The organism is Candidatus Thiodiazotropha sp. CDECU1 (assembly GCF_963455295.1).
Taxonomy (GTDB): Bacteria; Pseudomonadota; Gammaproteobacteria; order Chromatiales; family Chromatiaceae; genus Thiodiazotropha.
Genome location: NZ_OY734020.1, coordinates 3,947,408 through 3,972,883 on the forward strand (window position 1 = coordinate 3,947,408; position 25,476 = coordinate 3,972,883).

Annotated in this window: 20 protein-coding genes; 9 read left to right on the plus strand and 11 right to left on the minus strand. The window is 54.3% G+C overall.

Translation table 11 applies throughout. The features are described from left to right. Positions 1-425: 425 nt before the first annotated feature. A complete protein-coding gene (gene guaA, locus R2K28_RS18025) occupies positions 426-2,003 on the minus strand; it encodes a glutamine-hydrolyzing GMP synthase (RefSeq protein WP_316366643.1) in 1,578 nt (525 codons plus the stop codon). A gap of 1 nt (position 2,004) precedes the next feature. After that, a complete protein-coding gene (guaB, locus tag R2K28_RS18030; protein WP_116448526.1) occupies positions 2,005-3,468 on the minus strand; it encodes an IMP dehydrogenase in 1,464 nt (487 codons plus the stop codon). Between the two features lie 299 nt (positions 3,469-3,767). Between guaB and R2K28_RS18035 the strand changes: the two genes are divergently transcribed. Next, complete coding sequence (locus tag R2K28_RS18035; protein WP_316366645.1) at positions 3,768-7,292, plus strand: EAL domain-containing protein; 3,525 nt, start codon at positions 3,768-3,770, stop codon at positions 7,290-7,292. Beyond that, positions 7,289-8,647 carry an exodeoxyribonuclease VII large subunit gene (gene xseA / locus R2K28_RS18040; protein ID WP_316366647.1) on the plus strand — a complete coding sequence of 453 codons (1,359 nt, stop codon included), beginning with the start codon at positions 7,289-7,291 and terminating at the stop codon, positions 8,645-8,647. The genes R2K28_RS18035 and xseA overlap by 4 nt, the downstream gene beginning before the upstream one ends. On the opposite strand, the gene R2K28_RS18045 is transcribed toward xseA, so the two are convergent. Together R2K28_RS18045 and R2K28_RS18050 are read right to left on the minus strand one after the other, a co-directional pair. Continuing rightward, positions 8,642-10,087 carry an aldehyde dehydrogenase family protein gene (locus tag R2K28_RS18045; protein ID WP_316366649.1) on the minus strand — a complete coding sequence of 482 codons (1,446 nt, stop codon included), beginning with the start codon at positions 10,085-10,087 and terminating at the stop codon, positions 8,642-8,644. The two genes, xseA and R2K28_RS18045, sit on opposite strands and share 6 nt — an antisense overlap. Positions 10,088-10,228: 141 nt before the next feature. Further along, the gene (locus tag R2K28_RS18050) at positions 10,229-10,672 is read right to left on the minus strand and encodes a hypothetical protein (protein WP_316366651.1); all 444 of its coding nucleotides are present in this window, start codon (positions 10,670-10,672) and stop codon (positions 10,229-10,231) included. A 225-nt stretch (positions 10,673-10,897) separates the two neighbouring features. Between R2K28_RS18050 and R2K28_RS18055 the strand changes: the two genes are divergently transcribed. Next, a complete protein-coding gene (locus tag R2K28_RS18055) occupies positions 10,898-11,281 on the plus strand; it encodes a CBS domain-containing protein (RefSeq protein WP_316366653.1) in 384 nt (127 codons plus the stop codon). A 50-nt stretch (positions 11,282-11,331) separates the two neighbouring features. On the opposite strand, the gene R2K28_RS18060 is transcribed toward R2K28_RS18055, so the two are convergent. Together R2K28_RS18060 and grxD are read right to left on the minus strand one after the other, a co-directional pair. Then, entirely contained in the window at positions 11,332-11,853 is a 522-nt protein-coding gene (locus R2K28_RS18060; RefSeq protein WP_316366654.1) for a deoxycytidylate deaminase, read from the minus strand. Then, positions 11,853-12,197 (minus strand): Grx4 family monothiol glutaredoxin, encoded by a 345-nt coding sequence (gene grxD / locus R2K28_RS18065; protein ID WP_116447565.1) that lies wholly within the window; start codon positions 12,195-12,197, stop codon positions 11,853-11,855. Before grxD ends, R2K28_RS18060 begins: the two co-directional genes overlap by 1 nt. 396 nt (positions 12,198-12,593) lie before the next feature. Between grxD and R2K28_RS18070 the strand changes: the two genes are divergently transcribed. Continuing rightward, on the plus strand, positions 12,594-13,232 hold the full coding sequence (locus R2K28_RS18070) for an HD-GYP domain-containing protein (protein ID WP_316366658.1): 639 nt from the start codon (positions 12,594-12,596) through the stop codon (positions 13,230-13,232). A 21-nt stretch (positions 13,233-13,253) separates the two neighbouring features. Here the strand turns inward: R2K28_RS18070 and R2K28_RS18075 are convergent, their stop codons facing one another. Next, the gene (locus R2K28_RS18075) at positions 13,254-13,439 is read right to left on the minus strand and encodes a hypothetical protein (RefSeq protein WP_316366660.1); all 186 of its coding nucleotides are present in this window, start codon (positions 13,437-13,439) and stop codon (positions 13,254-13,256) included. Continuing rightward, entirely contained in the window at positions 13,436-15,229 is a 1,794-nt protein-coding gene (locus tag R2K28_RS18080; RefSeq protein ID WP_316366662.1) for an N-acetylglutaminylglutamine amidotransferase, read from the minus strand. Before R2K28_RS18080 ends, R2K28_RS18075 begins: the two co-directional genes overlap by 4 nt. A 203-nt stretch (positions 15,230-15,432) precedes the next feature. On the opposite strand from R2K28_RS18080, the gene recQ reads away from it, so the two are divergent. From recQ to hybE, 3 genes are all read left to right on the plus strand, one after another. Next, a complete protein-coding gene (gene recQ / locus R2K28_RS18085; RefSeq protein WP_316366664.1) occupies positions 15,433-17,298 on the plus strand; it encodes a DNA helicase RecQ in 1,866 nt (621 codons plus the stop codon). A 171-nt stretch (positions 17,299-17,469) separates the two neighbouring features. Continuing rightward, on the plus strand, positions 17,470-18,330 hold the full coding sequence (locus R2K28_RS18090; RefSeq protein WP_316366665.1) for an HDOD domain-containing protein: 861 nt from the start codon (positions 17,470-17,472) through the stop codon (positions 18,328-18,330). 404 nt (positions 18,331-18,734) lie between these two features. Then, positions 18,735-19,286: a [NiFe]-hydrogenase assembly chaperone HybE gene (gene hybE, locus R2K28_RS18095; RefSeq protein WP_316366666.1), complete on the plus strand. Its 552-nt coding sequence runs from the start codon at positions 18,735-18,737 to the stop codon at positions 19,284-19,286. 5 nt (positions 19,287-19,291) lie between these two features. Here the strand turns inward: hybE and R2K28_RS18100 are convergent, their stop codons facing one another. Then, a complete protein-coding gene (locus tag R2K28_RS18100) occupies positions 19,292-19,954 on the minus strand; it encodes a cation transporter (RefSeq protein ID WP_316366668.1) in 663 nt (220 codons plus the stop codon). 127 nt (positions 19,955-20,081) lie between these two features. Then, complete coding sequence (locus tag R2K28_RS18105) at positions 20,082-21,623, minus strand: hydantoinase B/oxoprolinase family protein (RefSeq protein WP_316366669.1); 1,542 nt, start codon at positions 21,621-21,623, stop codon at positions 20,082-20,084. A gap of 439 nt (positions 21,624-22,062) precedes the next feature. Here R2K28_RS18105 and R2K28_RS18110 point away from each other — a divergent pair, with 439 nt between their 5' ends. Further along, positions 22,063-22,644, plus strand: coding sequence for a superoxide dismutase (locus R2K28_RS18110; protein WP_316366671.1), 582 nt, complete (start codon positions 22,063-22,065; stop codon positions 22,642-22,644). Between the two features lie 447 nt (positions 22,645-23,091). Here the strand turns inward: R2K28_RS18110 and R2K28_RS18115 are convergent, their stop codons facing one another. Further along, on the minus strand, positions 23,092-24,801 hold the full coding sequence (locus R2K28_RS18115) for a winged helix-turn-helix domain-containing protein (protein WP_316366673.1): 1,710 nt from the start codon (positions 24,799-24,801) through the stop codon (positions 23,092-23,094). A gap of 201 nt (positions 24,802-25,002) precedes the next feature. On the opposite strand from R2K28_RS18115, the gene R2K28_RS18120 reads away from it, so the two are divergent. After that, positions 25,003-25,473, plus strand: a complete 471-nt coding sequence (locus R2K28_RS18120; RefSeq protein WP_316366675.1) for a cupin domain-containing protein — start codon at positions 25,003-25,005, stop codon at positions 25,471-25,473. Positions 25,474-25,476 lie beyond the last annotated feature (3 nt).

The following is a 25,476-nucleotide window of genomic DNA, read 5'->3' on the forward strand; positions in this document are numbered from 1 at the left end:
CGTATTGAAATGCTGGAGTTCTGCTGTTGCGGGATGGGATGCTCTGGTATTCATGATATCCTCCTGTCGCCTGCGCCACCTACTGCACTGGCGCATGCGAAATGCATGGTACAGAGCAGGGAAGTCATCTTTCTTGATCGACTACAGGAGATCGATGCGGCTCAGGCTTTGTTACCAAAGCGCTCCCTTTGTGACCGAATAGCTATCTTTATCTTGCGGACCTGTGGCTGTAATTCCTTAACTGCCGGAACCACTCAATATTGCCTGAGTCATGTAAAAAAACCGGTCAAAGAACAATTGTTTTTAATACCGGTGGAAAAACCAGGCCAGAATCGGGCAACCCAGGCTTGCGAAGCAGAATCAACATACCCGAAGAGTCTGCTCGCACGTGCCAGCCAGTACCAGAGATTGCCTGTGAGTGCCGGTCACTCCCACTCGATAGTGGCAGGCGGCTTGCTGGATATATCGTAGGCCACCCGGGAGATACCGGTCACTTCGTTGATGATTCGTCTCGATACCTCTTCCAGAAACTCGAACGGCAGGTGGGCAAACTTGGCGGTCATGAAGTCCACTGTCTTGACGGCGCGCAGGGAAACCACATATTCATAACGACGGGCATCACCCACCACACCGACAGACTTGACCGGCAGGAACACGGCAAAGGCCTGGCTGACCTCGTCGTAGAGATTGTGCTTGTAGAGCTCTTGGATGTAGATGTGGTCGGCCTGACGCAACAGGTCGGCATACTCCTTGGTGACCTCACCCAGAATACGCACCCCGAGGCCGGGGCCGGGAAAGGGGTGGCGGTAGATCATCTCGTAGGGGAGGCCCAGCTCGACGCCGATCTTGCGCACCTCGTCCTTGAACAGTTCGCGCAGGGGCTCCACCAACTCCAGTTTCATATACTCGGGTAACCCACCCACGTTGTGGTGGGACTTGATGACGTGGGCCTTGCCCGACTTGGCACCCGCCGACTCGATCACATCGGGATAGATGGTGCCCTGGGCGAGAAAGGAGACATTATCCAGCTTGCCTGCCTCCTCCTCGAAGATATCGATGAACAGGTTGCCGATAATCTTGCGCTTCTGTTCCGGATCCGCAACCCCGCTCAAGGCCTTGAGAAAACGATCCTCCGCATCCACCCGGACCACCTTGACGCCCATGTGTTCGGCAAAGGTTGCCATCACCTGATCACCCTCATTGAGGCGCAACAGACCGTTATCCACGAATACGCAAGTCAGCTGATCACCGATGGCACGATGCAGCATCGCCGCCACCACGGAGGAATCGACACCACCGGAGAGGCCAAGCACGACCTGTTTGTCGCCGACCTGTTCACGTACATGGCTGATCGTATCCTCGATAATCTTGCCTGGCGTCCACAATACCTCGCAGCCGCAGATCTCGAACAGAAATCGCTCGACGATACGTTTTCCCTGACGGGTATGGGTGACTTCGGGATGAAACTGCAGACCGTAGTAGTGTCGTGACTCATCGGCGATACCGGCGATGGGGGCATTCTCCGTTTCGCATATCACCTTGAATCCCGCGGGAAGCGACTCCACACGATCGCCGTGGCTCATCCACACATCCAGCAAGCCATACCCCTCTTTACTGGTATGGTCTTCGATATCCTTGAGCAGTTGGGAGTGTCCGCGGGCACGCACCTGGGCATAACCGTACTCATGCCTGTCCGATGAGGCCACCTGTCCACCCAGTTGCGCCGCCATGGTCTGCATGCCATAGCAGATGCCCAACACCGGTACCCCGAGCTCGAATACCTCTGCTGGCGCCGCCGGTGCCTCATTGGCGGTTACCGTCTCCGGCCCCCCGGAGAGGATAATCCCGGCCGGCTTCACGCCGGCGAGCCCCTGATCGGGATTGTCGTAGGGATAGATCTCACAATAGACTCCCGCTTCACGTACACGGCGGGCAATCAATTGGGTGTATTGGGATCCGAAATCGAGGATCAGGATCCGATGCGCATGGATATCAGTGGTCATGTCAATCGCGCCGATAGTTGGGGGCTTCTTTGGTGATGGCGACGTCGTGCACATGGGATTCGGTGACGCCCGCATTGGTGACCCGCACGAATACCGGCTTGGTGCGCATCTCGTCGATATTGGCACAACCGGTATAACCCATGCTGGAGCGGATACCGCCGATCACCTGATAGATGACACCCACCATAGGTCCCTTATAGGGTACCCGACCCTCGATACCCTCAGGTACCAACTTCTCTTTCTCGTTGGTCTCCTGGAAGTAGCGGTCACTGGAACCGTCCTTTCCGGACATGGCGCCCAGGGAACCCATACCCCGATAGGATTTATAGGAGCGACCCTGATAGATCTCCACCTCGCCCGGGGACTCATCGGTGCCGGCGAACATACCACCGATCATTACCGAGTAGGCACCTGCGGCCAGCACCTTGGCTATATCCCCGGAATACCGCAAGCCACCGTCGGCGATCAAGGGCACGTCAGTCCCCTGCAATGCCTTGGCCACATTGGTTACCGCAGTCACCTGTGGCACACCCACACCGGCAACGATGCGCGTGGTACAGATGGAACCGGGACCGATCCCCACCTTGACCGCATCCGCGCCGGCCTTGACCAGGTCCTTGGCCGCCTCGCCTGTGGCGATATTACCGCCGATCACCTGTACATCGGGATAGCGTTTCTTCACCCAGGCAACCCGATCCAGGACACCCTGGGAGTGGCCATGGGCGGTATCCACAACCACCACATCGACACCGGCCTTGACCAGTGCATCCACCCGCTCCTCCGTACCGGCCCCGACACCCACAGCGGCACCCACCCGGAGACGCTCATGCTCATCGCGACAAGCGCCAGGGTAGTCCTTGGCCTTCTGAATATCCTTTGCGGTAATCATGCCGCGCAGGGCAAAATCGTCATCCACCACCAGCACCTTCTCGATGCGGTGTTTGTGCAGTAGTTGCAATACCTCGTCGCGACTCGCACCCTCCTTGACAGTAACCAGGTTCTCCTTCCTGGTCATAATATTACGTACCGGATCATCCATCTTTCGCTCGAATCGCAGATCCCTGCCCGTGACTATGCCGACCAACTCCTGGCCATCCACCACCGGCACACCGGAGATATTTCTCGCCCGGGTGAGTTCAACCACCTCACCGATACTCACATAGGGCCCAACCGTGATCGGTTCACGAATGACACCGCTCTCATATTTTTTAACCTTGGCTACCTCAGCGGCCTGCTGCTCCGGGGTCATGTTCTTATGGACTATACCTATGCCCCCCTCCAGGGCCAGCGCGATGGCGAATCTGGATTCAGTCACCGTGTCCATGGCAGCAGAGACCAGGGGGATACTTAGATTGATCCCGCGGGTCAGCTTGGTCCGCAGATCAACATCTTTTGGGAGTACCAGAGAGTGGGCCGGCACCAGTAGGACATCGTCGAATGTGAGGGCTTCCTCGATTACACGCATAACAGTTATTCCGGCAGGTGGTGTGAAATAAACCGGGCATTATAGGAGGTGCCGGTTGGCCGGTAAACCGCTAAGCAAAATAAATCGATAAAACAACAACATACAACATCCGCCATAATGTCTATTTTGAACTTGACACACTCAGCAGATGGCACACCATCTGACAGCCCCCATCAGACACAGAGAACAGCAACTCCTGTAGAGGAACTAAGATCACAGCAGGGAGGAAAATTACCTCACATTCGGGTGTTGAAGGGCTATGCTTTTGGTAAGGAAGGTTTTTTATTGGAATTTCGACTATGCGGAGAAGAGTTGTCAGCCAAATTGGAAGGTATCTCCTGCTCTTCTTGCTATTGCTGGCAGATGTCGTACAGTCGGACCAATCCGCCTCCCAGCTGAAGGTCGGCATCTACAACAACCCCCCGTTGGTCACTACCAACCAGAGCGGTAACCCGGGTGGTCTGTTTATAGAGATTCTTGAAGAGATCGCTTCCCAGGAGGGCTGGAAACTACACTATATTGCCGGCACCTGGAGTGATAACCTGCAGCGCCTCTCCACAGGCAAGATCGACCTGCTGCCCGCCATTGCAATCAATCCAGCCAGGCAACAACGATTTATATTTACCGAACAGAGCCTGGTGAGTAATTGGGCACAGATCTTCGTTCCGGAAGAGTCGTCTATCCAATCCTTACCTGACCTGGATGGCAAGCGAATCGCCGTCTTGCGTGATGACGTTTATATCACGGGTGAAAATGGATTCGAGGCACTTTGCGAATCCTTCCTCATTGTTTGTGATCTCATCGAGTATGACACCTATGACAGGGTATTGCGCGCTGTAGCCCAAGGTAATGCTGACGCCGGTCTGGTCAATCGCCTGTTTGGCGCCACCCGGGGCCATATCTACCCCGCGATTGCCAGTCCGATTGTGCTCATGCCACAGGATATACGCCTGGCCATCTCGCCAAAATCACCCACTGCCGCATTTATCCGGAAACGCCTGGATCACCATTTGGCGATCATGAAAATCGACGATCTCTCTGTCTATCATGAAAACCTGAGAACCCTGTTTGGGCCGGATACCCGGACCAAAGAGAAGGCACCGAGATGGGTGTTGCGGACACTGCTGATTAGCGGCTTGGTGATTGTCGCGCTATTGGTCGTGGCGCAGATTCTCAGCCTGAAACATAGCCGTAAGAGCCAAAAATTGATTTCCCAGGCAGCCCAATATCACCAGTTCTTCAACGGCGTTGCCATCGCCCTGTGTGAAGGCGACAGTTCCAGGGCGTTAATCAAGTTACAACAACTTATCGATTCAGGTGTCGAGGATATACGCGGCCATTTCGACAACCATCCGCAAGAGATCGCAGACTATATCCGGTTAATCCGGGTCATCAATGCCAATCCAGCCACCCTGCGACTATTTGCCGTCGACAGCCTGTACCAACTGCAACACTGGCTGCCGGAGAGCTACACCCCTGATGTCCTCACCGCACTCAAGGAGTTTCTGATCGCAAGCAGCGAAAAAAAAACCAGCTTCACCGCGGAAATCTCCATGCTCGCAGCCGATGGAAGGCGTATCCAGCTGATTGTTGCGTTTCCTCTCTCCACCACAGTGGATGGGGCACGCCATATTCCCGTCTCCATCATGGATGTGAGCCTGCAACGTGAGACCGAGAAACAGCTATCCCTGGTTATCAAAGGCGCATCATTGGGGTTTTGGGATTGGAACCTGATCACCAACGAGTTGACGGTAAATAACCGCTGGCTGGAGATGCTGGGACTGCTGCCAAGTGATGTGAATGGCAATATCGAGGATTGGCAAAGTCGTCTCCACCCCGCGGATCGTGAACGGATAATGCCTATTGTCATGCAGCATATCGAGGTTGGCATCCCCTACAAAGTAGAGTTTCGCATGCGCCACAGTGATGGCCACTGGATATGGATCGAGGGTTCAGGCGGTGCCGTCGAACATGAACCAAGCGCCCAGCGTCCGGTGCGTGCCTGCGGCACCCATCAGGAGATATCGGAGCGTAAACGGGCATCCGAAACCCTGCATACCCTGATGCAGAGCATGGTGGGGATCACCGGTGGCGACTTCTTCAAACATGTGGCACAGGAACTCTGCCACTGGTTCGATGCCGATAGCGCCAATATCGGCGAGTTGATCGAAGGCAAGCGTATCAAGGCCCTGGCTATGATCGCCAATAACAAGGTCATCGATGAATTTGAGTATGCGCTTACAGGAACGCCCTGCGAAACCGTGGTCAAGGAAGGTACAAAGCTCTACACACGCGGGGTGCAGGACCTGTTTCCCGATGATGAGGATTTGGTGCTGCTGAAGGTCCAGGGCTATGCCGGCACCTCCATCAGGGATCTCACGGGCAAGATTATCGGCATCGTCTGGGTCACTTCGAGCAAGCCCCTCTACATGGAACCTGAGTGGGCGGAGGTCATGGACATTATCGCCGCTCGCATCAGTGCCGAGATCGAACGCATGCGCGCCATGGACAAGCTGGAACATCAGGCCTCGTTCGATATCCTCACCGAATTGCCCAACAGACGCTTGCTGATAGATCGCCTCAGCCAGGCAAAGGCGCGCTGCATGCGACACAACCACCGTGGCGCAGTCCTGTTCATGGACCTTGACCATTTCAAAACCATCAACGACTCCTTGGGACACAATATTGGAGATATGCTGCTGCAGGAGGTGGCGAACAGATTGACACAACAGATTCGCGATGAAGATACCGCGTCCAGACTGGGTGGTGACGAATTCGTGGTTTTATTCTCCGAGCTCAGCGGAGATCCGCAACTGGCGGCTCAACAGGCCCAACAGGGTGCACAGAAGATTCTGAAAACCATATCTGAGCCCTATACCATCAACGATAATGAACTCCACATCACCCTGAGTATCGGTATCGTGATCTTTCCAATGACGATTGAAACCGCCGACGATATCCTCAAGTTTGCCGATACCGCTATGTATCGCGCCAAAGAGGCCGGACGGAACACCATCCGCTTCTTCCTGCCTGGCATGCAGCAGGCCGCCGAGGAGCATCTGCGCCTGCAGCACGATCTTCGTCTGGCACTGAAAAACAACCAACTGCAGCTCCATTTTCAACCCATGCTCAACAGTGAGGAGCAGATAGTGAGTGCGGAGGCACTGTTGCGCTGGAACCATCCACACCAGGGTCAAATCAAACCCAGCACCATTATCCAGGTGGCTGAGGAGTCGGGACAGATCCTGCCGCTCAGTGAATGGAGCCTAAGACAGGCCCTGACCCTCAGTAACCTGTGGATGCAAGATTCCTATTCACTTAGACGCATATCTGTCAACATCAATGCGGTGCACTTTCATCAGGTCGGATTTGCCGATCAAGTTAAGGGTATCTTGCAGGAGACCTCATTCAATCCGAATCAGTTGACCCTGGAAATCCATGAAAACACCTTGATCGAAAACCTCGACGAAGCGATACAGAAGATCCTGGCCCTAAAAAAACTTGGGGTGAGATTCTGTATCGACAACTTTGGGATCGGTTATGCCTCGATCACCTATTTAAGACAGCTTCCCCTTGACGAACTGAAGATCGATCGCAGCTTCATAAGGGATATCACCACCGATCCCAAGGATGCCAAACTGGTGCAGACCATCATCACCATGGCCCAGCAGATGGAGGTGGATGCAATCGCCATAGGTGTCGAGACTGAGGCTCAATTGCAATTTCTTCGTGACAACGGCTGCAAGATATTTCAAGGTTACTACTTTGACCATCCGTTGCCAGCGGATACCTTTGAATCCGGCCTGAAGAAACAGACAGCTTGAACACGTCACAGAGTGATTTTACCCAGAGAGACATCTATACGGTCTCCCGCCTGGTGCGGGAAACACGCTCAGTGCTTGAGGGCAGCTTTCCGCTGATCTGGATCAGCGGTGAAATCTCAAACCTGGCGCAACCGGCCTCCGGACATATCTATTTCAGCCTCAAGGATGAGATCGCCCAGGTTCGCTGCGCCATGTTTCGTATGAAACGTCAACGGCTGCGCTTTCAACCCCAGAACGGACAGCAGATCATGCTGCGCGCCAGGGTGAGCCTGTACGAGGCACGTGGCGAGTTCCAGCTGATTGCCGAACATATGGAACCGGCGGGCGAAGGTGCCTTGAGACTCGCCTTTGAACAGCTCAAACAGAAACTTGCCGCGGAAGGCCTGTTCGATGCGGCAAACAAACAACCGCTGCCCGCCATGCCGCAGCAAATCGGCATCATCACCTCGCCAAGCGGTGCTGCGATTCGGGATCTGCTGACCGTCTTGAAGCGTCGTTTTCCGGCACTGCCGGTGGTCATCTATCCTGTCCAAGTACAGGGTGAGGGTGCGGCCGAGCAGATGGTGAGGATGTTGCAGCTGGCCAACCAACGCAGTGAGTGCGACCTGTTGATCCTGAGTCGCGGCGGGGGATCACTGGAGGATCTGCAGGCATTCAACGACGAGGGACTCGCCCGTGCCATCCACGCCTCCCGGATTCCCCTGGTGAGCGGCATCGGCCATGAAATCGATTTCACCATCGCCGACTTTGTCGCCGACCAGCGCGCGCCCACCCCATCAGCGGCGGCGGAGTTGGTATCACCGGATCAAGCGGCCTGGGTGAAGCAGTTGCATCAGCTAAGGCAACGTCTCGCCTTGAACCAGACACGACGCTTGAAATATCACCAGCAACAGCTGTCAACACTCAGCAACCGCCTGCTGAGACAACACCCCAGCCAACGTCTGCAACAGCGCGCCCAACGCTTCGATGAACTGAGCCAGCGACTCAGACAGGCCCATCAGCTCCATCTTGTCACCCTGCAACATCGACTGGAAAGGCTGCGTTCCCGGCTCACCCGTCTCTCCCCGCAACAACGCATCGAGGGTCAGCGACATCAATACCAGCTATATACAGAGCGGCTGCAGCGCGCCATGGAGCGCCGTCTCAGGGACGAGAAGGCAAGATGGGGGCAGCTGGCGAGGGACCTGCATACCCTCAGCCCACTGAATACCCTGAGCAGGGGCTATGCCATCGTCAGTCGTGAAGAGGATGGGCGCGTTATCCACGCAAGCAGTGAGGTGGAGATAGGTGACAAGGTCGATGCCAGACTCAGTCAAGGCCGTTTGCTGTGCCGCATCGAAGACAAAGAGTCATAACTCGTTAGAACGGATCACCATCATCTTCTCGATCTGCATATCCCGCATGGTATGGGGTATGCCACCAACCCCCATCCCCGACTGTCGCAAACCGGCGAACGGCATCCAGTCGACACGAAAAGCGGTGAAATCGTTGATCATCACCGCCGATGCATGCAGACGCTTATAACCCCGCAGGGAGCGCTGCAGATTGTTGCTGAAGACAGCCGCCTGAAAGGCGAAGGGCAACGCATTGGCCTGATCGATGGCCTTATCCATATCATCATAGGCATAGACACAGACCACCGGACCGAAGACCTCCTGGGTACTGACCTTTGCATCCGCCGGTGGATTAAAGAGTACCGTGGGTTGATAACAGGTGGCGGAAGATGGTTGGCCGCCGCAGATCAATTCAGCACCCTGTTCCACCGCCTCGGTGACCCAGGCATGGATGCGTTCCATTTCACGTGGGCGGATCAGTGGACCTATCGCAGTCTCCTCCAGGGTTGGGTCACCCACCTGCATATTGTTCCCTTCCGCCGCCAGGCCATCCGCTATGCGACGTGCAATCGACTGCTCGGCAAACACCCGCTGTACCGAGACACACACCTGCCCGGCATGATAGAAGGCGCCCTTGGCGAGCAGTGGCAGGGCATCCTCCAGGTCGGCATCGGCCTCGACGATCACCGGCGCCAGGCCACCATGTTCCAGGGCGCATCTCGTTCCCGGGGCCAGATGTGATCTTAGCCACCACCCCACCCGGGCACTACCGATAAAACTGAAGAAATCGACCCGGGGATCGGTCACCAACTTTTCCGCAACCTCGAGATCCGTGGTCATCAGGGCCTGGGCCCATCCAGCCGGCAGACCGGCCTCTCTGAGCATCTCGATGAAGCGCATGCAGGAGAGGGGTGTGTCCTCGGCCGGTTTGACAATCACCGGGCAGCCGGTGGCAACCGCCGGTGCGACCTGGTGCACAATCAGATTCAGGGGATGGTTGAAGGCGCTGACCGCCACCACCACCCCGATCGGCTCCCGATGGGTGAAGGCGATCCGTCCCCGGGAGGCGGGATTGACCCCCATGGGAATCTCCTCCCCGGCCTCGGTACGCAGGGTCTCGATGCAGATCGCGATACCATCGATGGCCCGCGCCACTTCAACCCTTGAATCCACGAGGGGTTTACCCCCCTCCCTGGCCGCCTCCAGTGCCAGTGACTCAGCCCGCTCGGTCATCAGCTCGGCGGTACGTTTAAGGATCCCTATCCGATCCGAGAGAGGCAACCACCGGGAGCGGTCATCGAACAGCGTTCGCGCAATAGTCAACGCCTGCTCCACGCCAGCCCCATCCACGCTATCTATGCTCGCGATCGGTGTCTGATCGAATGGCGCGGTGACCACTATTTGACCTGCAGGCTCGATATCGGCCGCAATCATATGAGGGTAGTGGCTCAGTTGGGACATCAAACTCTCCTTGGAAGCAGGCACTCTACTATCATCATGACTCAGGCCCATGCCGGTTCAATATACCAAGAGATTCAGACCAGATCTTGTCTCGATTTAGGGTTGGAGCCCCGGTTTTTGAGACGGGGTCCCAGGCATGGGCTATCCAGCCAGTAGTTGCTTTGCCTGATCCACCCAGCCTTCCCGCTCGATTCTGCCCTTGAAGTTGAGTCTTTGTGAGAAATCCTCTACCTCAGCATCACTCCAGGCAGCGATCTGGGCATAACTGTTGACCCCGTATTCCAGGAGTTTTTTCTCGATGACGGCACCGATGCCTTTGATCATCTGCAGGTTGTTGGTCTTTGCCCCGGCCTGACTGGCAGCGGGTTTCCTGGCCACCGGCTTTTTAGTTGTGCGTCTTTTACTTGCCGGGGAGGCCTTTCTAGCGCCTCCTTCCAACATCTTGCGAAGCGCCTTGAACTCCTTTTCCAATGCAACCACCCTGGCCTTCAGGGCTTTGTGGTGTTCAGCTTTGACGAATTTTTGTTTCAGCTTGTTCTGGAACTTAGCTTGAAGTGCTTTATTGGATTTACTCTTCTTTGGCATCAACCTTCCCCTTATCAAAACCATTAATATCCGAGCCTAAGTATCTAGTATGGAACAAAATTACTGTTTTTTCAGGGTAAACAGGGAGGTTCCGACAGACTGGGGGGCGTTTCAAGAACAGTCCCTTGCGCCTTTTATGGAATTTTTCGTCTAAAGTTGAGTTATAAATGAATCACTATCCAGTCCGTGGCTAGTTATAACAATGAAACACCAGAGGAGAGACCGATGTTGGTAAGCGACTATATGAGCTCCGCCCCCATTACCGTACAACAAGAGGACAACTACGATTTAGCCTTCGAGATAATGGAAAAGAAAAACATGCACCACCTGCCGGTTGTGGATAATGAAAATCAAGTGGTAGGCATAGTCACGCGACGGGACCTTCAACTCGCCGCCCGTTATTTCAAAGAGGCACCGGTGGAGATCGCAGAGGTTATGCATACCCCGGTCTACACCACGAACGCGAATACTCCGCTGGCATCGGCAGCCAAGCAGATGAACGACAACAGGATCGGCTGCCTACCGGTCATCGGCGATGATAAAATCGTCGCAGGCATGCTCACCGAAACCGACCTCATCCGTGCATTGAGCGATCTATTGGATTCTTAGGATGGGTATTCACTGAATAAAGGATGCTACCCAGATATTGCCGGGTTTTTTCAATCGTCAGAGTGGAGAAAGAGGTTCATCACATTCTTGAAAAAACCACCGGGTGCAATGGTGATCTGGGCATTCTCATGGTTGATCTTCTGCAGGGCGTAACCGGTCACCTCGACACCGGCCTCACGATACATCTCCCTGGAGAGCTGGATATCATCTGCCCAGCGGGAGAGAAAGTCTTCGCTGGGCTTGATATAGACAATCCGCCCGACCTCCTCCTGGATCAGCTTTGAGGCACAGCGGGGGCAGGGTGGATGGGTGACATAAACCGTGCAACCGGTGAGATCCCGCTTGGCAAAGATCATCGCATTCTCTTCGGCATGGATGGTCAGATTGAGCTTGCGGTCCCGATCGTCCAGGCGTTCCTGCTTATCCTCCACACCCGCGGCAAATCCATTGTAACCCAGGGAGATGATCCGGTTGCCGTCAGTGATCACCGCACCGACCTGGGATGAGGGATCCTTACTCCAGGAAGAGATATAAGCCGCCAGGCCAAGAAAGCGGGTATCCCATTTGACCATTAAACTTGATCGTCGTCTGTCGGTGCGACTTTGGCTGCCGCCTCTTCCATCACTTTTTTCAATTCACCGCTCTGGTGCATCTCCAGGGTAATGTCGCAACCACCGATCAGTTCACCATCGATATAGATCTGGGGAAAGGTCGGCCAATCGGCATACCGGGGCAGGTTCTCGAAGATTTCCGCATCAGCAAGGACATTCACATAGGCGAAAGGGACACCGCAATCCTGCAGGGCAGCGGCCGCACGGGATGAAAAGCCGCACATGGGAAACTGTGGCGTTCCCTTCATGTAGATAACGACCGGGTTGTGCTCGACCTGCTCTTTGATTCTGTCCAAAACATCCATCGCGTACACCTCACTGATTCGGCTATCGTGTCTATATGTGGGGGATCCGGCATATTTCAAACACGGATACATTAGGGGAATTCTATCCATTTGTATCGGGATAAAAAACCCGTGACAATCCAAGCTTACCCACCTTGGACCAATCCTGATTGGAGAAGTTGTCTACCCAGTTCTGTCCCGACACATAGACGCTAACCGGTGACAGACCAGGCACTTGTCGCAAGCATCTTGCACCAGACCCTGCCGGGGAGTGATACCTATAGCACTGAATAAACCTTACTAATATTAGCGACATTAAGGGAATTAAATGGCTAAAACAACACTCATGTGACATAAAATCACTTGATTACCCAAAACTTAGGTTATTATTTAAGTTCGCAACCCGGCAGATTCAGTGTGATAGAAGCAGACCACATACACGACCTTAACCGAAGGGTTTCACTCCTTGAAGAACATATCGGTTTCAAATTGGAACCGATTCTCCACTACGCCCTGAGAGCAAGGGACAACTATACCCTTGAACATTCCAATCGGGTCGTGACCCTTTCCGAAGTGATCGGTAAACATCTCAATCTGCAAAAGCGCGAGATGGAAGTGCTCTCACTGGCTGCAAGTTTTCACGACATCGGCAAGATTGGCATACCCGATAACATCCTGCTCAAACCCGGCACCCTTACCAGGGAAGAGTACGAAGGGATCAAGGTACACTCTGCCATCGGCGCGAATATGTTACGCACCCTGGCCAATCCACTCCTCGATGAGGTTGCCGTGGGTGTCCTGCACCATCATGAACAGTGGGACGGAAAGGGTTATCCAGATGGCCTGAAAGGCGAGGATATTCCCATCGTATCTCGCATCATTGCCGTCGTGGACGCCTATGACGCCATGACTACGACCCGCAGCTACAGGCGGGAAATGAGCAAGATTGAGGCGTTGAAAATGATCGAATCGGAGAGCGGAAAGCAGTTCTGCCCCAAGGCGGTCGAAGTTGTATTGGATATCTGCAGATCGGGTAAATTCAGCTGGTTTAAATAAACCCCCTGACTTGATACACACCTATTTTTCCAGCTGTTCCTCGCAATAGGCCTTTGCCTGCATATTGGCAGCCACCGGATCGATTCCATTTTCGATGAACTCCTCGGTCATCTGCCTGCGGCAACCTTGATAGTTGAAGAGTTCCACCTCGACGGGATCCGAGCAACCAGCAACAGACACCACCAGGACCAGAAAAACCTGCTTCATCCCGCGCTTCCTGCCTGTTGAAGATTGCGTTGCAGCCAATACTCGAACAGGGCGATATGCCACAGCTTGCTACCACGGATTCGCGTGTGGTGCAGCTCCGGCGCCGCCATCAGCATATCGATATATGACTGCTGAAAGATCCCCCTTTGCCTTGCCTCCTGGCTATCGAGAATGTCGCGCATGAAGGCGAGAAATTCGCCCCGCACATATTTTAATGCAGGCATCGGAAAATAGCCCTTGGGGCGGTCGATTACCGCGTCCGGCAGGATACCCCTGGCCATTGCCTTGAGGGGATATTTGCCACCCTCCCGCAGTTTCAGCTCGGGTGGACAGCGGGCCGCCAGTTCGACCAGATGATGGTCGAGAAAGGGCACCCTCGCCTCCAGGCCCCAGGCCATGGTCATATTATCCACCCGCTTGACCGGATCATCGACGATCAACATGGTCTGATCCATATGCAATACGGCGTCGATCAATGTCTCCGCCTCGGACTCCCCAAGGCGTTCGGCAATCATCTCCCGGGTATGGTCGGCCCCGGCATACTCCCCCATGACCATGCGCAGATATTCATCATGATCCCGGTCGAAATAGTGTTTGGCGAATCTCTCCACCGCCTCACCCTCATGCTCCTGCATGATGCGTGAATACCAGAAGTAGCCCCCAAACACCTCATCAGCCCCCTGTCCGGACTGCACCACCTTGATCTGACGGGAGACCTGTTCACCCAGCAGATAGAAGGCCACCGCATCCTGACCGAACATCGGCTCGGCCATGTTGTCCACCGCTTCAGGCAACCGGTTCAGCACCTCGCTGTTGGGCACCAGAAATTTGTGATGCTGGGTGCGGTATCGCTCTGCCACAGGATCGGAGTATTCGAATTCATTGCCCTTCTCTTCCGGTTGATCCTCGAAGCCCACCGAAAAGGTCCGCAAATCCGTCACCCCCGCCTCAGCCAGCAGCGCCACCAACAGACTCGAATCGAGCCCCCCGGATAGCAGCACCCCTACGGGTACGTCGGCTATCTCATTGCGCTTGCGCACCGCTTCACGAAGTGAATCATGAATCGCCTCCATCCACTCCCGCTCCGAGAGCGGCATCTCAGGACGGGTGGCAGGGTAACTCCAATAGGTGCGTATACGCTCAGTACCATTGGCTTCGATAACCATGCAGTGACCTGGCGCCAGCTTACGTATGCCACGTAAAATGGTCAGTGGTGCCGGTACCACCCCGTGCAGGGTGAACTGGTGATGCAAGGCAACGGGATCAATAGCGGTATCAACCCCACCCGCCGCAAGCAGCGCTTGGGTGTTGGATGCAAAACGAAAACGCCTGCTGTCCTGGGTGTAGTAGAGGGGTTTGATGCCAAAACGATCCCTGGCCAGAAACAGGCGTTGCCGCTGACAATCCCACACCGCGAAAGCAAACATGCCATGCAGACGGTCGACACAATCCTCGCCCCAGGCGTGGAAGGCCTTGAGGATCACCTCTGTGTCGCCGCTGGAAAAAAAATGGTATCCAAGTCCCTGCAGGGTCCCGCGGAGCTCCTTGTAGTTATAGATAGTGCCGTTGAATACCAGCGCCAGATTCAACTCCTGGTCCAGCATCGGTTGATGCGCGTGTTCTGACAGGTCGATGATGGACAGCCGTCGGTGACCGAAACCCAATGCACCATCACTGTAACTCCCACCATGGTCGGGACCACGCTGGCGCAGGCGCTCATTCATTCTCTCGATCGCCGCCAGATCGGCCGGCGCACCATCGAAACGCAGTTCTCCACAAAGTCCGCACATAAAATAATCCAGGGTTTTATCTCTCTTCCGAGCCTACACCAAGCCATTTTTTATGTCATGCCGAAACATTTCAGACACAGAGAATCGGCTTGGCCATATCAGCCGGTTGCTCTATAGTCATGGCAACCTCACTACAACCGATTATGACCCAGTAGAGACGGCAAACGCTGACAGACAGGCAAAAGGAAAGGATAATGTCACGGATGACTGAAACCTTAGCGACAACCCCCGACTTGACCCATGCACGGGAAGTGCTGCGGCATACCTTTGGCTACAGCGACTTTCGTGCCCCCCAAGACCGGATCATCAGTCACCTGATCGGGGGCGGTGACGCCCTGGTGTTGATGCCCACCGGTGGCGGCAAATCTCTCTGCTACCAGATTCCGGCGATCATGAGAGAGGGTACCGGCATCGTTATCTCGCCACTGATCGCATTGATGCAGGACCAGGTCAGCAGCCTGCGCCAATTGGGGGTTCGCGCCGCTTTTCTCAATTCGGCATTGACCCCTGAGGAGGCCGGACAGGTGGAACAGCAACTGCTGCAGGAGAAACTCGACCTCCTCTACATCGCCCCCGAACGACTGCTGAAACCCAGGACCCTAGAACTGCTTCGGCAGACGCGGATCTCACTGTTCGCTATCGATGAAGCTCATTGCGTCTCCCAATGGGGCCACGACTTTCGCCCTGAATATATGCAGCTTTCACTACTACACGAACGTTTCCCCGAAACCCCCAGAATCGCGCTTACCGCCACCGCGGACAAACCGACCCGCAGAGAAATAGTGCAACGCCTCTCACTGCAGCAGGCCGGAGAATTCATCGCCGGCTTCGATAGGCCCAATATCCGTTACCAGATCAGCGAAAACAACGGCAATGCCAAACAACGCCTGCTGCAATTTATCCACCAAGAACACCCGCGTGAGTCCGGTATCGTCTACTGCCTTTCACGCAAACGCGTGGATGAGATCGCCAGCTGGCTGCAAGCCAACGAAATCGATGCCCTGCCATACCATGCGGGTCTGGATACCCAGACCCGTCAACACCACCAATCCCGATTCCTGCGCGATGAAGGCGTGGTGATCGTCGCCACCATCGCCTTCGGTATGGGTATAGATAAACCCGACGTCAGATTTGTCGCTCATCTGAACCTGCCGAAGAGTATCGAGGCCTATTATCAGGAGACAGGGCGTGCCGGCCGCGATGGACAGGCCGCGGATGCCTGGATGATCTATGGATTGCAGGATGTTATCACCCTGCGACAGATGCAGGTCGCCTCCGATGCGGATGAACAGCATAAACGGGTTGAACGCCATAAACTCGATGCCATGCTGGCATTCTGCGAAATCACCAGCTGCCGTCGACAGAGACTCCTCGACTATTTCGATGACCATCTTGAACAGCCCTGCGGCAATTGTGACACCTGTCTGCAACCGCCAGAAACCTGGGATGCCACCACCGCCTCACAGATGGCCCTCTCCTGCGTCCATCGAACCGGCCAACGCTTTGGTGTAAACCACCTGATCGATGTCCTGCTCGGTAAGGAGAACGATCGTATATTGAAATTCGGCCACCATCAGGTCAGCACCTATGGCATCGGAATCGATCACAGCGCCGCGCAATGGCGCACCGTGTATCGCCAGCTGATTGCACATGGGCTGTTGAGCGTGGACCTGGAGGGTTATGGCGGTCTTCGTCTAACCCAGGCAAGCAGACCGGTGCTACGGGGCGAAACCCAATTGATGTTGCGTAAGGCGCGAAAAAGGAAAGCTAAGGAGCGAGGCGAGCGACCCCATGCCTTGGAACTCAGCGATAGCAACCGACCTTTGTGGCAGGCCTTGAAAAGCCTTCGCCTTGAGCTCGCTCAGACACAAGGGGTGCCGGCGTATGTGATATTCCACGATGCGACCTTGATGGAAATGGCACAAAAAAGGCCCAGGGACAAACAGCAGTTGGCAACCATATCAGGGGTGGGCGATCGCAAACTGGAACGCTATGGGGATGCCTTTTTATCGGTATTGAAAAACAATCTGGAGAGTGAACAGGACCTACCTGCGGATGGAGTAAACTAACTTGAGTGATTCAGTCAGACAGGGCCTGCTATTGTCTATAATATCGAACTAGTTCTCATTTCTAGATGAAACCATTGATATATCGAAAAATACCACAATTTATTTAATATTATTACGAGAGCATAAATAAAAAGAATTTGATTCCTACCATCAACCTGAGGTGCCTGCACGATGGATCCAAAAACCCTTGTTAAAGACCTTGACCACCTGGTCTCCTTGCCCGACGTCTGCATTCGGGTAAATCATCTGATGGGGTCCGGCAATTTCTCTTCTGCGCAAGTTGCAGAGATCATTAGCCAAGATGCTGATATTTCTGCCCGACTCCTGCGCGTGGTCAACAGTTCGTTTTACGGTCTACCGACAAAGATTGAGACCCTCTCCCGTGCTATCACCATTGTTGGCGCAGATGACCTACGTAATCTTGTCATGGCAGCCACCGCCATGCGCACCTTCACCGGTATCCCTAAACAGCTGGTCGATATGACCGAATATTGGCAACATTCAGTGACCACCGGTGTCATGGCCCAATCCCTGGCCAAGCACAGCAACGTACTGCACAGTGAACGGCTTTTCGTAATGGGGCTGTTGCACGATATCGGACGCCTGGTGATTTACCTCACATTAGCGGAAAAGGCTACCGACGTACTCTATATAACAGGTGGCGATAACTGGATACTGCCGCAAACCGAAAACGAAGTAATAGGTTTCACGCATCTGGACGTTGGTGCTGAACTCATGCGCGCATGGGGTCTGCCAGACAGTTTCGCAGCGGTGGCCGGTTACAATAATCACCCGCAGGAGGCAGGTGACTATCAACTTGAGACATCCCTGGTGCATATTGCCAAGGCGATTGCCAATGGTGAGATGGTTGGACTGAATGTCCAAGAGATGCTGTGGGCAATCGATCCGTTCGCCTGGCAGATGACAGGACTGACTCCTGAAGTTGTCTCTCCCATGATTGACGAAATGGTAGCAAAAAGTCATGAGGCGTTGAGCTTGATTACTCCCCAGTACAAGCAAGCGTTCGCTTAAAGCCTAAATCGAGCTCTGTAAATTCGGAGCTGACCCGGTTGCGCTCCAAAGAAAGCGCGAAGCCGGCTGTTGGCTTAAGAATGCCCGTACATTTTGCCGTGCCTCATGGTGAAACCAGGAGGCGAGCAACACAATCCCCTCTATCCATGCAATGACAATTATCAATCGATCAGGGTAGCGCTCAATCAATTGATCTAAATCAAACCCGCAGAAAAATTTTGTAGACATCGGATCCCAATGGTCGGATATTTCCCAACCCTAGCCGTATTAATGCACGCATAAGACGAATTAATCGACTACCGGTTACTGAACTGCCAGGTCGCATAGGAAATCAATTAGGAGCATGAGAATGGATTGGTATACCCCAAACCTACCCCAAATTGCGCAAGGAAGAGCTCAAGCTAATGCATGAAACCACTTGGCAACTCCTACCCAGGGAGTTGGACGATGATAAAAAATTCAAACAGGCACTGCTCGATGTTCATCATGAAATCTATGACGAATATTTCCACGATGATCCACTGATCAACAATAGACTGGGTTTCCATCTGCATGCCTACCGACGTACCAGTGGCTGGCGGGTGGTACTGATCCTGACCCCGTGGATGCTGTCACGCCTGCTGTTTCCTGAAAATGACCCCCATATCGTCATCCCGGAAGGCTGGGGCGGAGAAGAACGATGCGGTACGGACTACCAGGTACTGGGGCCATCCCTGCGTCTTGGCTGGAGCGGCAACTATATGCAATCCCATCTCAATTTTCATTCCAGACTTGGACACTATTTGCTGCAACCGATTCTGATGAACATGCAAAACTACGACTCGCCAAAACAGGCATTTAAGGCCTGGAACGGCGCCATCAAGACCCGGGATAAAAGCATGCAGCGAATACGCCGCGACTGTCCCTGGCAGGAGGAGGTCTCGCGCCTGGAGTTTCTACAGAAACATCCGGGCTAGGACTGTTAATCCCTATCCACTGTGGAACATGTCTGTTGAGTAGGCAGCGTAGCCTGATCGTGATTTAACTCATGCCGCGCCTGACGGATGATCAGGCTGGCCGAATGCAGGAACAGCAGCGACATCAGGAATGCCACCAGGAGATCGGGCCAATGGCTTTGGCTGATAAATACCAAGCCGGCCGCCCCCAATACCGCTAGGTTTCCAATTGCATCGTTACGACTGCACAGCCATACCGAACGCACATTGGCATCACCGTCACGATACTTGAGCAGCAACAATACGCTGATCATATTGGCACTGAAGGCCATCAGTGCCACCGAACCCATGATGATCTCATTGGGAACACCAAGCACCAGCACCCGGTAGACGGTCGATCCCAGCACCCAGAGCCCCATACAAACCAGGGTCACTCCCTTGAACATCGCCGCGGCGGCCCGCCAACGCATGGAGTGACCAATCGCAAGCAGGGTGATTGCATAGGTCAGGGAATCGCCGAGAAAATCGAGTGCATCGGCACGCAGGGCCATGGAATTCGACACCACGCTGGCACCAATCTCGACAATGAACATCATGGCATTGATGGCGATAACCAGCCAGAGGATCCGCTTGTAGCTTAGCGAAACCCCATCAAACTTTATGTCATTGCCGCAATTGCAACCAGCCATTGCCTAACCTCGAAAAAATCTGTATCCCCCTCCAGATACTAGCCCAGCAGGGGTGGCGCATTCTCCTCACTCTAATATGGGTATTAGGGCCTGTTAACACTAATCCGATAGGCCCTAAGTGAGATAGTCACTTCCCGGCGACACCCCAACCACCCCCGCCGGGGGTCTCGATGGTTATAGTGTCCCCCGCCTCGACCATCACAGCGACCTTGGCCGGGAGGAGTTTTTCATTATGGCGGTTGATCCCTGCCTGACCGGGCTGACCACCGGCAGATCCCCAGGGGGGATGATTCCGCCTCTCGGTCAACAGGGTGACCTGGGTTGGCGCAAGGAAACTGAAACGTCGGACCAGGCCATCACCTCCCTGCCTGGCCCCCGCGCCCCCGGAACCCCGACGTATGTTGTAATTGATCACCCGGACAGGGAAACGTGCCTCAATCACCTCGATTGGGGTGTTCAGGGTGTTGGTCATATGGGTCTGTACGCCATCTAACCCACCACCTTTCTTTCCCGCCCCCATGCCACCGCCTATGGTTTCGTAATAGTCCCAGCGAAGATTGCCACTGACACTACCCATGGCCAGATTATTCATACTGCCGTGACTTGCCGCAGGTATCTCATCCGGCAACACCTGGGCCAGAGCCCCGAGCACCACATCCACCACCCGGGTGCTGGTCTCCACATTGCCCGCCGCAACGGCGGCTGGGCGTTTGGCATTCAACAGACAACCCGCAGGAACCCGCAACTGAATGGCTCGGAAGCTGCCTGCGCAAGCCGGTGTCTGGGGTGGCATCAAACAGCGAAACACATAGTAGACAGCAGCAGCGGCCACCGATAAGGGGGCATTGATATTCCCCCCAACCTGATCGGCGGTGCCACTGAAATCGACCAGGATAGCTTCCGCTTTCACAACCAGTCTGACCTGAATGGGGATATCACGATTCCCCTGACCATCATCGTCCATGAAATCCTTGAAGCGATACTCTCCGGGAGGTATCTGTTGCAACGCCCCCCGCGCCAGACGCTCTGCATAGGCATTGAGCTCACCCAGGCCGGACAGAAAGGCATCCCTGCCCCATTCATCAATCAACTGGGCGAGTCGCTTCAGACCGCTTCTATTGGCACTGACCTGGGCCGCGAAATCACCTTCTGATTCTCCTGGATTGCGATTATCCCGGGTGATCGCGGTGAGAAAATCCCTATCGATAGCTCCACCTCTGACCAGTCTACCCGGCGGTATCACACGCCCCTCCTGATCGAGGGAGTGCGATACCGGCATAGAACCCGGCGAACTGGCACCGATATCGGCATGATGCGCACGGTTGACCAGAAAGGCCGTCAGCCGGCCCTCCCAGAAGAGCGGCGCGATAAGCGTGACATCGGGCAGATGAGTCCCCCCCAAAAAAGGATCGTTTAATACCACCATGTCCCCCTCGCGCCACTCCACCTTGGCGACGATGTCCGCCATGGCATAGGCCATGCTGCCGAGATGGACCGGGATATGGGCGGCCTGGGCGCATAGCTCGCCCTGGGCGTCGAACACCGCACAGGAGAAATCGAGCCGGTCACGAATGTTGGGGGAGAAGGCGGCGTTACGCAACACCGCTCCCATCTCATCGCAGACCGCCTCCAGGCGCGAGGCGAAGATACTGAGCTCGACCGGGTTCATACTTGTCTCATCTAGGGCCTGTTAACACTAATCCAATTAGCTGATAGATTATTAAAAATATCTCGTACAGAACATCCCTGAAGATATATCCCAATCCAAAACATACACCTTATGGTAGGCGCCAGACAGTTATCTTTCGTAGAACCGGCAGAGATGCCGCGCAAGCCCCACCAGCATACCCCAAGGGCACTTCCTTTGGGCACAGGGAAGTGCTGTCGGGGCGTCGGAGAAAGACAACCCTCAGGTGCCGAGATTCGATGGCCCAAAATCCTGCTACTCAAACTCAGTAGCAGTGGTACTATTTCCCCCACAACACCCCCTGTTGCAACCCGGCTATTGCACCGCTAGAATAGCTGACCATTCTACTAGGTTATTGATCGGATCTCTCTATCACGAGGATCACAACAAGAATTCATATCAAACGAAGGAGTACCATTCCATGGCCCATGAACTACCCGCACTGCCCTATGCAATCGACGCACTGGAACCTGTTATATCGAAAGAGACATTGGAGTTTCATCACGGAAAGCACCACAACACCTATGTGACCAATCTCAACAATCTGATCCCCGGTACAGAGTTCGAGAATGCCTCCCTGGAAGATATCATCATGAAATCATCAGGCGGTGTATTCAACAACGCTGCACAGATCTGGAATCACACCTTCTACTGGAACTGCCTGCGCAGTCCCAACGATGCCAACGCCCCCAGCGGCGCACTGGCGGATGCCATCAACTCCACCTTCGGCTCCTTTGATGAGTTCAAAAAGCAGTTCGCCACCGCCGGCGCAACCAACTTCGGTTCCGGCTGGACCTGGCTGGTACAGAATGATGACGGCAGTCTGGAGATCTTCAACACCTCGAATGCGGGCTCGCCGATGACCTCGGGTAAAAAGGCCCTGCTCACCGCCGACGTGTGGGAGCATGCCTACTATATCGACTACCGCAATGCGCGACCCGCCTATCTGGAGGCCTTCTGGAAGGTGGTGAACTGGGACTTTGTCGCCGGCAATATGAGTTAACCCCTCTCTGCGCCCGTCAGCATGCCTCCGTGCTGGCGGGTTTTTGTCTCGGCCTATATCCTCTGCTCTCAGACCCGCCACACATGGATCAATCCTAGCTGTAGAAATCTAGACTTGATCTGGCATCTGTTAAGATCGGTTCCGATGTTATCTGACAGTGGAGTAAGGCTGCCCAAGGTTTACTACCCCAAAGTAGACCTAATACAAAGCCTGTTGCACCGGCAGGGAACGGCCACAAGCGGACAGTTGCGGGTCAGAACATCAAAGACTGATCAGTGCCTGAAGGCGTCATCTGAATTATGTTTAATGACTTACATTACTAACCAAAAACAGACTTGAATTCTGGTGTACAATTAGTCATGCAGCAGTCTATTTTTAGCGATCCTAAACTGACATTTGCAAGTTGTAAAAGCAATATTTTTTTACACCTCATCTCCAAACATGTTTCTATTCCGCCAAACTTGCTTGCTGGAGATTTTCAACAAGTCCTTCCCTGATTAATGGATCACGGAAGGGAAAGGCATAGTCCAGGCGTGCCATTGAAAAGCCCGGATTCGAGACCTCCAATTCCGCGACCTGCCACTCCATCTCATCCGTATTTCCGCTTTGGGCAAGGACTGCGATGAGCCACATGCGGGCACGCATGTGTGCTGGATTGATTTGCAAGGCCCTATTGAACGCTGCGATGGCCTCTCCATGGCGTCCCTGTAGATATCGGATCTCGCCAAGAATCTCAGCATAGGATGCAGGAATAACCGGATTGAGCCGTATCGCCGTCTGCAGAACAGTAAAGGCCTCATTAGGCTGACCCGCATAATTCATGATCCAGGCCTGCAATGCATATGCATCGGCATAATTCGGACTATAGTCGATCGCCCGCTGTGTAGCCGCGATGGCCTTCCTGTGCTCTCCCCTGAAAAGCGCAACCTGACCTGTCACAAAATGTATCTGTGGAATCGTGGGATTACTTAGCGCCGCTTTTTCTGCGTACTTCACGGCCAGAGACATTGAGTCAGATGGCTTTTCGCTCCACCCATCGATGGCCTCTCGTGAGTGGACCAGTGCAAGTCCGGCTATAGCACGGCCAAAATCCGGATCTATTTCAAGCGCCTGTGCAAAATATTCCCGGGCGGATCTATTACTGTCCGGGGTACGGTGGCCATAGGCTTCCAGGCCTCTCAGAAATAAGTCATAGGCTTCCACACTCTCGGTGGGATAGCGGCTGAAAATATTCTGCTCACCAGGTGACAATTCAACACTCAGTGCTGCAATCACTGCGGTTGCTACCTGATCTTGTAGTCTAAAGACATCGCTTATCCCACCCTCATAACGCTCCGCCCATAGTGCTTGTTCACTGTCTGCCTCAAACAGCTGTGCATTGATCCTGACACGCTCGGATTGGCGTTGCACGCTGCCCCGCACCACATAATCTGTATTCAGCTCTCGGGAGATCTGCTGGGTTCCGGAGGTGGTGTCGCGATAGGAAAAGACCGAACCCGGTGCTATCACCTGCAGCCCCGAAACCTTGGAGAGATCTGTGATTAGGTTCGATGTTAGGCCGTTTGCAAAATAGTCCTGATCTGCTTCCCCTCCCAGGTTGTCGAACGGAAGGATGGCAACGGTGGGTCGCTCCCCGGGTCCAGTGCCCCTAAGTGCGATCTCCGGCTCAAGGGTTGCATCTTGCTGTAGCAGCATCCAAGCCATCGCTCCAGCGAACAGTGCCAGGAATAGCACAGCCCCGATCCATTGGCGACTGGACCGGGAGAATGGTCTGTCCGCCCTCTTCTCTCCAGCTTGAGACGCCTTCGGCTGCTGTCCGAACCACTCCACCTCGGCCATCAGACGATAACCGGTCTTCGGCAGGGTTTCGATGACCCTCGGATCACGTGCATTGTCCGCAAAGGTCCGACGTAGCTTCGAGATGGTGTTGGTCAACGCATCCTCACCTACCATACGCCCCTCCCAGATATGCTGTTCGAGTTCCGCTCGGCTGATGACACGCCCTCCCTTGGAGGCAAGGTAGACCAGGACCTGCATGGTCTTGGGTTCCAAACGAACCACCCGACCATCACCACTCACCCGCAATGCCGATGGTTCAACGTGAAAACCGCAGATCCTGAAGCTTCTCGCTTCACTCAGTTGTGGGAGGGATTCCACCAGGATTCAATCCTTGCAAAGTAGACTCAGCCCTTGGCATAGCCAGACTTAACTTAATGTATTTAATGGATATTATAAAAATAACGGATAACCAACGGATTTCCGTTGGGACTTTTTTCAATACTAGCACTATTCCTCTTGATGACAGCGCCACACTTTGTGTGGGACAGCTCATTCAGTGATAACAAACAGGAGAATGAAATGAAAACTACCGCCCTTATCATTAACTTGTGCGCGATGTATCTGGCTACGTCTGGCGCGGTCTTTGCCGAAAGTGAACAAACAAGCGGCATGATGATGACACTCGAAGACCTCAAGTGGAAAGACAATCCCCGCGTGACCGGTTTAGGGGTCGCCCATATCATCGGCCACGGCAAGAAACCGGGACCATTCGTCTACCGGGTCAGATTCCCCAAGGGCCGTATCGTCCAGCCCCACAGTCATCCGGATGACCGAACCTATACGGTGATCTCGGGAACCTGGTACATCGGATGGGGAGAAAAGTACGATCCCGAGAAGATGACAGCTTTGCCCGCAGGCAGCTTTTATACCGAACCGGCCGGGGTACCCCATTTCATTGCCACCCCAGACAGTGAGACGGTGGTACAGATAACCGGTACCGGTCCTACGGCAGCCCAATTCGTCGATCCGTCACATGCTCCCAAGAAGTAGACA

Bases quoted from the DNA above. Each gene is read 5' to 3' on its own strand.
- hybE (WP_316366666.1), top strand. From the start codon at position 18,735: ATGCATGAAACCACTTGGCAACTCCTACCCAGGGAGTTGGACGATGAT.
- R2K28_RS18080 (WP_316366662.1), bottom strand. From the start codon at position 15,229: ATGTGCGGACTTTGTGGAGAACTGCGTTTCGATGGTGCGCCGGCCGAT.
- recQ (WP_316366664.1), top strand. From the start codon at position 15,433: ATGACTGAAACCTTAGCGACAACCCCCGACTTGACCCATGCACGGGAA.
- guaA (WP_316366643.1), bottom strand. From the start codon at position 2,003: ATGACCACTGATATCCATGCGCATCGGATCCTGATCCTCGATTTCGGA.
- guaB (WP_116448526.1), bottom strand. From the start codon at position 3,468: ATGCGTGTAATCGAGGAAGCCCTCACATTCGACGATGTCCTACTGGTG.
- R2K28_RS18100 (WP_316366668.1), bottom strand. From the start codon at position 19,954: ATGGCTGGTTGCAATTGCGGCAATGACATAAAGTTTGATGGGGTTTCG.
- R2K28_RS18055 (WP_316366653.1), top strand. From the start codon at position 10,898: ATGTTGGTAAGCGACTATATGAGCTCCGCCCCCATTACCGTACAACAA.
- R2K28_RS18060 (WP_316366654.1), bottom strand. From the start codon at position 11,853: ATGGTCAAATGGGATACCCGCTTTCTTGGCCTGGCGGCTTATATCTCT.
- R2K28_RS18110 (WP_316366671.1), top strand. From the start codon at position 22,063: ATGGCCCATGAACTACCCGCACTGCCCTATGCAATCGACGCACTGGAA.
- R2K28_RS18045 (WP_316366649.1), bottom strand. From the start codon at position 10,087: ATGTCCCAACTGAGCCACTACCCTCATATGATTGCGGCCGATATCGAG.
- R2K28_RS18035 (WP_316366645.1), top strand. From the start codon at position 3,768: ATGCGGAGAAGAGTTGTCAGCCAAATTGGAAGGTATCTCCTGCTCTTC.
- R2K28_RS18120 (WP_316366675.1), top strand. From the start codon at position 25,003: ATGAAAACTACCGCCCTTATCATTAACTTGTGCGCGATGTATCTGGCT.
- R2K28_RS18075 (WP_316366660.1), bottom strand. From the start codon at position 13,439: ATGAAGCAGGTTTTTCTGGTCCTGGTGGTGTCTGTTGCTGGTTGCTCG.
- R2K28_RS18105 (WP_316366669.1), bottom strand. From the start codon at position 21,623: ATGAACCCGGTCGAGCTCAGTATCTTCGCCTCGCGCCTGGAGGCGGTC.
- R2K28_RS18090 (WP_316366665.1), top strand. From the start codon at position 17,470: ATGGATCCAAAAACCCTTGTTAAAGACCTTGACCACCTGGTCTCCTTG.
- R2K28_RS18050 (WP_316366651.1), bottom strand. From the start codon at position 10,672: ATGCCAAAGAAGAGTAAATCCAATAAAGCACTTCAAGCTAAGTTCCAG.
- grxD (WP_116447565.1), bottom strand. From the start codon at position 12,197: ATGGATGTTTTGGACAGAATCAAAGAGCAGGTCGAGCACAACCCGGTC.